This window comes from Thalassolituus sp. UBA3500 (assembly GCF_002377545.1).
Classification (GTDB): domain Bacteria; phylum Pseudomonadota; class Gammaproteobacteria; order Pseudomonadales; family Oceanobacteraceae; genus Thalassolituus.
Genome location: NZ_DFQB01000044.1, coordinates 137,510 through 144,771, shown reverse-complemented (window position 1 = coordinate 144,771; position 7,262 = coordinate 137,510). Strand labels below are relative to the sequence as shown.

Below are 7,262 nucleotides of genomic sequence, written 5' to 3'. Positions count from 1 at the left end.
AATCAGCCGGAGGCTATTCGCGATTAATAGACGTCAACACCGGGCTTTATTCCTGATTCTGCTCTTCCGGGCTTCCATATCCTGACGCGCATCTTCATTGCTGACAAACTCACTCTGACCTCGTTCCAATTTACTGAACACAGCATTCGCCAGCTCTACTAGCCACTGGTTATGAGACATATCTTTGCCTTGCTGTCCTGTCCTTACACACAATACGTTGAGGAAAGACTCAGACATAAACAACGGTGCCTCCCTTCAGCTCATCTTTATTAAGTGTTTTAACGTCAAATCCTGAAATTTCATTGCTGCGTATTTCTTGTAATAACTCAGGAGATATGAAAAATTTATCAGTTGTGAAATATACGGCACAGAGGCCAACATTTTTTAATTTTTCATAGATATTTTTATCTTCATGAAGGGCAACATAGTATCGCATTTCCAAAGGTCCCATCACGAAACCACTAGCGGTAAACCCGGGTAATTGGGACTGTTTTATACCCACACTCGGTGCGGAAAAATTCACATAGTTTCGAATGGTCATATAATAATACTGTTCACTGCCGAACTTACTCCCATCCCACGCAAGAAAGTCTATCGGTGTGAAGAAGAATGATTCAGAATCCCAATTATCCAGTAATCTTTTCAATCGCTCAGAAACTAATCCCCCATATGCCATGAGGTGATAATCAAGAGGTTTGAACCTCTTTTTTCCTATTTTAATTGATACTATATCACCCGTTCGGTTATTCTTTGGAACACGAGATAACTTATAATTTTCGCATTCCTCTACCAAATCAAAATTTTGTTCCCAAAGAGATGATATAATATCGTGGTAATTACTCGTCCCATCGCTAAACTGCACGCTAAGCTTAGTATCCAAACTGAAACGGTTTCCCGTCAGCATGGCAATTCTTTCTCTATAATCTTCGGGTGTATTCGCTGCGGCTTCTTTTTGTAGCTTGTTCATAATAGACCTAAGAATAACGTAAAAAAGTAGTTGACCATGGTAAAAAATAAACCCGGAATATTCCGGGTTTATTTGAAAAGGGATGCCAAAGTTACAAGCAATTAATCCCTAGCATTAATATACGCCTGTTCACTCACTGCATGGTACGCCTTCACCTGGTCGCGGTAGGCTTTGTAGGAGTCGTATACTTTCTGAGAAAGTGGGTCAGCGCCTGCAACCTCAGCAACGACTTCATCAGATAATGTCTGAAGTTTGTCGAGTACATCCGCCGGGAATTCACGCACATCTACGCCATGTTTTTCTTTCAGTTCGATCAATGCCGCCTGATTTCGCGTCGTATATTCCGCGAGCATGTCTTCGTTGATCGCTTTGGCGGTGATACGAACGATGGCCTGAAGGTCAGCTGGCAGTTCAGCAAAGGCGTCTTTGTTAATAGTGAATTCCATCATGGAGCCCGGCTCGTGCCAGCCCGGATAGTAGTAATGCTCTGCGACTTTATACAAACCAAACGCGAGGTCATTGTATGGGCCAACCCATTCGGTTGCGTCGATGGTGCCTGTCTGCAATGAGGTGAATATTTCGCCGCCCGGCAGAGTCACTGGCGTACCGCCAGCGCGTGCCAGCACTTCACCACCAAGACCTGGAATCCGCATTTTAAGGCCTTGCAGATCATCCACGCTGTTAATTTCTTTATTAAACCAGCCGCCCATCTGCACACCGGTATTACCGCCCGGTAAAGGCAGGAGATTAAATGGCGCATAAACTTCTTCCCACAGGGCCTGACCGCCACCGTATTGAATCCAGCCGTTCATTTCCTGTGCAGTTAAACCAAACGGAACAGAGGTGAAGAATTGCGCAGCAGAGGCTTTGCCCTTCCAGTAGTAAGCGCCGCTGTGACCCATTTCCGCCGTACCCTGCGATACGGCATCAAACACCTGCAACGCAGGCACCAGTTCGCCAGCACCATACACTTTAATGGTTAAACGGCCACCCGACAGCTGCTCGACCTGCTCGGCAAAACGTTCAGGCGCTGTCCCCAGCCCCGGAAAGTTCTTAGGCCAGGAGGTCACCAGCTTCCATTTAAACGTTTTTGCTGGCTCGGCGCCCGCGGCTCCTGCCTGAGGTTCACAATCCTTATTACATGCGCTCAGCACGAGTGCTGCCGCCACCATCACTAACAGTCGTTTCATTGGGATCTCCTGCCTTTGTTATTTTATGCGCTTAACACGCTTCTAGTTTTGCAAAACTGGCCACTAACCACTTGCTGCCAGCATCATCGAAGTTCACCTGAACCCGTAAGCCTGCCCCCTGCCCTTCAAACTGCATGACGGTGCCTTCACCAAACATTTCATGAAAGACTCGCTGGCCAAGGCTGTAAGGATACTGCTCTTGTACAAAGTCGGGCTGCCCAAAAGAAGACGGCTTAGAGGTTCGTGCTGATAGCGGTCGACTGACGCTGTTTTTCAGGCGCACTTCGGATACCAGCTCAGATGGAATCTCACGAATAAACCGGGATGGCGTACTGAAGTTTTCCTGCCCGTATAAGCGACGGCTCTCAGCGTAGGTAATAATCAATTTTTCCATGGCACGAGTAATGCCGACATAGGCAAGGCGTCGCTCTTCTTCGAGGCCTTCGGCTTCGTCCATCGACATTTTGTGCGGGAATAAGCCCTCTTCGACACCCGCAAGCACCACCTGCGGGAACTCCAGACCTTTGGCCGAGTGCAGGGTCATCAGCTGAACGGCATCGTCGTATTCGTCGGCCTGACCTTCTCCGGCCTCGAGTGCCGCACTATCAAGGAAGCGCGCCAACGCAGATTCTTCTTCCTCTTCGTCGTCAATAAAGTCGGGCTCAAACTGACGCGCTGCGGTAACAAGTTCTTCAAGGTTCTCTATACGTGCCTGACCTTTTTCGCCTTTTTCTTTGCGGTGATGGTCAATTAACCCAGACTGCTGAATCGCATTATCGACCAATTCATGAAGCGGTAAATCTTCTGCACCGACCGCGAGTTCTTCAATAAGATCAATAAACCCCTGCACCGCTCCCGCAGCGCGCTTAGGCAGGCTGTTGTGCTCCAGCGCTTTGTGCAATGCCTGCCATAAAGAACAGCCTTCATCGCGAGCAATCGCACGCAGAGATTCAACGGTTTTTTCACCAATCGAACGGGCCGGAACATTAATCACGCGCTCCACTGCGCCATCGTCGTCGCGAGTCAGTAGCAGACGCAGGTACGCCAGGGCATTCTTAATTTCGAGACGCTCATAGAAACGCTGGCCGCCGTAAATCCGGTAGGGAATACCTGAACGCAGAAACGCTTCTTCCAGCGTTCGCGACTGTGCATTCGAGCGATATAGCACGGCCATATCCGTACGCGCCCGACCAGCCTTTGCCCACTCATCAACCAGATCGGCGATATAACGCGCTTCGTCCTGCTCATTGAATGCGGCGTACAGTGAGATTGGCTCGCCGTCTTCATCATCCGTACGCAGCTCTTTGCCAAGGCGGCCGCTGTTGTTGGATATCACCGCATTCGCAGCGGCTAGAATGTTCGCCGTGGAGCGGTAGTTCTGCTCCAGCTTGATCATCTCAGCGCCGGGAAAGTCCTCCTGAAACGCCCGGATATTACCGACGTTGGCACCACGCCAACCGTAAATAGATTGATCGTCATCCCCCACCACCATCACAGAGACGGTATTGCCCGCCAACATTCGTATCCAGGCGTACTGGATGTTGTTGGTATCCTGGAACTCGTCCACCAGAATATTGCGGAAGCGACTTTGATAATGTGCCAGCAACTCAGGGTTCTGTAACCACAACTCATGCGCCCGCAGCAGAATCTCACCAAAATCGACCAGCCCGTTACGCTGACAGTGCTCCTCATAGATGTAGTAGAACTCGTGCAACTGACGGGTAAAGGGGTCGGCAGATGGGATGACATGAGCGGCACGACGACCTTCGTCTTTCTGGCCGTTGATGTACCACTGGATCTGCTTGGGTGGATAACGACTGTCGTCGATATTGTGCTCTTTCATCAAGCGCTTGATCAGACGTACCTGATCATCGCTATCCAGAATCTGGAAGTACTGAGGCAGCTTCGCTTCACGCCAATGCTGCTTCAACAACCGGTGAGCAAGCCCGTGGAAGGTACCGACCCATAAACCATTTGACGGTTCATTGAGCACCTGTTCGATACGCGTGCGCATCTCACGCGCGGCTTTATTGGTGAAGGTCACCGCCATAACAGAGAACGGTGATACGTTTTCGACCTTTAACAGCCAGGCGATGCGGTGAACCAGCACACGGGTTTTACCCGAGCCGGCACCTGCGAGTACGAGCTGATGTGGTGAGCTGGCGCACACGGCGTTGCGCTGACCATCATTCAGCTGATCTATAAGAAGCGATATATCCATGGGCACCAAGTCTACCAGAATGTTTCATTGGCCCTGAACACTTACTGCCTGCATCGGCTTACGGATAAGGCCCATAGCCAAGGGGAGTGAATTTCGTATAATCAGACTCTGACACCTGAGCTCTGGAACGCACGTGAAAAATCAGCCCATTCTGAAAGAAATCGCCAGCGCCCGGTCGTCTCTGCGCAAGTCAGAAATCAAAGTCGCAGACTTTGTTCTCTCCGAACCCGAGCAAGTGATGCATATGCGCATCGTCGATCTGGCCCAGGAAGCCCAGGTCAGCGAACCAACCATCGTACGCTTCTGCCGCGCGATCGGATGCAACGGTTTCCAGGAGTTCAAAGTGCGTATCGCCCAGGAAACGGCGGTAGCCAACAACCTTGGGCAGTTTGCCATCGCCGAAGACGACAGCATTGACGATATCTGCACCAAGATTGCCGACACCACTATTCAGAGACTCTATCAGGTTAAATCTCAGTTACTGCCCGCTCAGGTTGCGGAAGCCGCGCAGGCCATGAGCAGTGCAATGCGTGTGGAGTTTTATGGTTTCGGCGCCTCTGGAGCCGTTGCGACAGATGCCCAACATAAGTTCTTCCGTTTGCAGGTCGCGACTGCTGCATACAGTGACCCACATATGCAGTCGATGTCTGCCGTCACTCTAGGGGATAGAGACGTCGTCGTTGCTATTTCTCAAAGCGGACGTACTTTGGATCTTATGCACTCCATTAAACTCGCACAGCAGCACGGAGCAGTCGTCGTCAGCCTCGCGCCTCAGAACACGCCAGTCAGTAATGCTGCAGATTTACCGATTCATATTAATATCGAAGAAGATACCGATCAGTTTACGCCGATGACCTCCCGTATCGCTCACCTGATGGTCATTGATATGTTGGCTGTTGCCGTCACACAACGTCGCGGCCCCGATTTTGCCAATCACCTTAACGCCATTAAACAAAGTATCCGCTCATTACGATCTGAAGGCGATCATTGAGGCTGAATTTTAGTAATAAACTACTCAACAAAGGGATTAGGACAATCACGCCCAATTAGAGAGTGTGGCTGAATAAACCGGTTGGCTTATCAGTCAGTTCCTGTAATCTGTCTGTAAACAAAAATAAGGCACAATCGCAACCGGACTTGTGAATCCCAGAGGGAAAAACACTATGGAAACCGCTAAAGATTATACTTCTGAAGAAACTGTATCCTTCGACGAAAACGGCAACGTTGTTGTCAACAAAGAGGCCCACGCCTCCAAGAAATTAATCTCCCGCCGGGCCATTGAGGCACACCTTGAGCGAAAGCGTTTAGAAAAAGATCTCGAAGCCTACTACTTCGACTGATCAGTCCGCAGTACAGAAAAGCAGCCAGTTGGCTGCTTTTTTTTGCCTGAATTTTTTCATCAGAAGAACTCGGCATTTTATTAACCTGGGAGTGCACTCAGGCTGATTCACTCTCACAGATAACTCCCACAAATAATTACAGGCACAAAAAAACCGGCCAGTTGGCCGGTTCTTCTTTTTGGCATCCTTGCCAGCTGAGGTTCAACTTACTTAGAAGTGAACTCTGGGTACGCTTCCATACCACACTCAGCAATATCAACACCTTCGTATTCCTGCTCTTCGCTGACGCGCAGACCCATGATGGCCTTGAGTACGCCCCAAACGATCAGAGAAGTTACGAATACCCAGATGAAGATAGTCAGAGTACCAACCAGCTGTCCCATGAAGGTAGCATCAGCGTCAGACAGCAGTACTGCGAAGATACCCCATACACCAACAACACCGTGTACAGAGATCGCACCTACTGGATCGTCGATCTTCAGCTTGTCGAGGGTCAGGATAGACAGAACTACCAGAACACCACCCGCAGCACCGATCAGAGTTGCCAGGAAAGGTGATGGATCAGCAGGCTCAGCAGTGATCGCAACCAGACCAGCCAGAGCACCGTTCAGAGCCATAGTCAGGTCAGCCTTACGGAACAGGATGTAACCAGTAATCAGGGCAGCAATCAGACCGCCTGATGCAGCAGCGTTAGTGTTCAGGAATACGTTAGCCACTTCGTTTGCAACCGCGATACCACCCAGCTTCAGAGTAGAACCACCGTTGAAGCCGAACCAACCCATCCACAGGATGAACATACCCAGAGTCGCCAGCGGCAGGTTTGCACCAGGGATAGCGCGTACTTCACCGTTAGGGCCATACTTGCCTTTACGAGCGCCCAGCATCAGAACACCAGCCAGAGCAGCAGCAGCACCCGCCATGTGAACGATGCCTGAACCTGCATAGTCAGAGTAGTTCAGCTCGTAGAGACCGAATACACCATTCTCACCCACCGAACCCTCAACGCCGCTGCCCCAAGTCCAGCCGCCTTCCATTGGGTAGATGAAACCAGTCATTACCACAGCGAACGACAGGAAAGCCCACAGCTTCATACGCTCAGCAACCGCACCAGAAACGATAGACATTGCAGTCGCTACGAAGACAACCTGGAAGAAGAAGTCAGATGCACCGGCGTATACTGAGTCGCCATCAAAACCATTCTCAGCTGAGTCAGCCAGAACGCCAGCAATAGCAGCGTCGTCCATGCCAGCAACAGTAGTCACACCAGACAGGAAGTAACCGCCGCCGTACATCAGTTCGTAACCACAGATCAGGTACATGGTGCACGAGATCGCGAACAGGGCAACGTTTTTGGTCAGAATTTCAGTGGTATTTTTAGAGCGGACCAGACCCGCTTCCAGCATAGCGAAACCTGCCGCCATCCACATTACCAGCGCGCCACACACCAGGAAATAAAAGGTGTCCATGGCGAACTGAAGTTCAAAAATATGATTAAGATTCGATTCCATTATAAGCCCCCCGCATCAGGCTCTGTTATGTAGTGG

7 protein-coding genes are annotated in these 7,262 nt (G+C 50.2%); 2 read left to right on the top strand and 5 right to left on the bottom strand.

Features of this window, described 5'->3' with window-relative positions; translation table 11 throughout:
- Positions 1-33: 33 nt before the first annotated feature.
- The 4 genes from B2R29_RS11500 to uvrD all read right to left on the bottom strand — a co-directional run bounded on the left by B2R29_RS11500 (position 34) and on the right by uvrD (position 4,378).
- Complete coding sequence (locus B2R29_RS11500) at positions 34-237, bottom strand: hypothetical protein (RefSeq protein WP_301181194.1); 204 nt, start codon at positions 235-237, stop codon at positions 34-36.
- The gene (locus tag B2R29_RS11495) at positions 230-967 is read right to left on the bottom strand and encodes an imm11 family protein (protein ID WP_301181193.1); all 738 of its coding nucleotides are present in this window, start codon (positions 965-967) and stop codon (positions 230-232) included. The genes B2R29_RS11500 and B2R29_RS11495 overlap by 8 nt, the downstream gene beginning before the upstream one ends.
- Before the next feature lie 101 nt (positions 968-1,068).
- Positions 1,069-2,157 (bottom strand): TRAP transporter substrate-binding protein, encoded by a 1,089-nt coding sequence (locus tag B2R29_RS11490; RefSeq protein ID WP_301181192.1) that lies wholly within the window; start codon positions 2,155-2,157, stop codon positions 1,069-1,071.
- Between the two features lie 31 nt (positions 2,158-2,188).
- Positions 2,189-4,378: a DNA helicase II gene (uvrD, locus tag B2R29_RS11485; protein ID WP_068434697.1), complete on the bottom strand. Its 2,190-nt coding sequence runs from the start codon at positions 4,376-4,378 to the stop codon at positions 2,189-2,191.
- Positions 4,379-4,511: 133 nt separating this feature from the next.
- Here uvrD and B2R29_RS11480 point away from each other — a divergent pair, with 133 nt between their 5' ends.
- Positions 4,512-5,369 carry an SIS domain-containing protein gene (locus B2R29_RS11480; RefSeq protein ID WP_301181191.1) on the top strand — a complete coding sequence of 286 codons (858 nt, stop codon included), beginning with the start codon at positions 4,512-4,514 and terminating at the stop codon, positions 5,367-5,369.
- A gap of 172 nt (positions 5,370-5,541) precedes the next feature.
- Complete coding sequence (locus B2R29_RS11475; RefSeq protein ID WP_175607853.1) at positions 5,542-5,718, top strand: PA3496 family putative envelope integrity protein; 177 nt, start codon at positions 5,542-5,544, stop codon at positions 5,716-5,718.
- Between the two features lie 206 nt (positions 5,719-5,924).
- Here B2R29_RS11475 and B2R29_RS11470 read toward each other — a convergent pair whose 3' ends face one another.
- The gene (locus B2R29_RS11470) at positions 5,925-7,226 is read right to left on the bottom strand and encodes an ammonium transporter (RefSeq protein WP_301181190.1); all 1,302 of its coding nucleotides are present in this window, start codon (positions 7,224-7,226) and stop codon (positions 5,925-5,927) included.
- Between the last annotated feature and the right edge of the window lie 36 nt (positions 7,227-7,262).

What these genes read in the sequence shown, in the direction of transcription:
- uvrD (WP_068434697.1), bottom strand. Translation starts at nt 4,378, where the DNA reads ATGGATATATCGCTTCTTATAGATCAGCTGAATGATGGTCAGCGCAAC.
- B2R29_RS11495 (WP_301181193.1), bottom strand. Translation starts at nt 967, where the DNA reads ATGAACAAGCTACAAAAAGAAGCCGCAGCGAATACACCCGAAGATTAT.
- B2R29_RS11500 (WP_301181194.1), bottom strand. Translation starts at nt 237, where the DNA reads ATGTCTGAGTCTTTCCTCAACGTATTGTGTGTAAGGACAGGACAGCAA.
- B2R29_RS11470 (WP_301181190.1), bottom strand. Translation starts at nt 7,226, where the DNA reads ATGGAATCGAATCTTAATCATATTTTTGAACTTCAGTTCGCCATGGAC.
- B2R29_RS11475 (WP_175607853.1), top strand. Translation starts at nt 5,542, where the DNA reads ATGGAAACCGCTAAAGATTATACTTCTGAAGAAACTGTATCCTTCGAC.
- B2R29_RS11490 (WP_301181192.1), bottom strand. Translation starts at nt 2,157, where the DNA reads ATGAAACGACTGTTAGTGATGGTGGCGGCAGCACTCGTGCTGAGCGCA.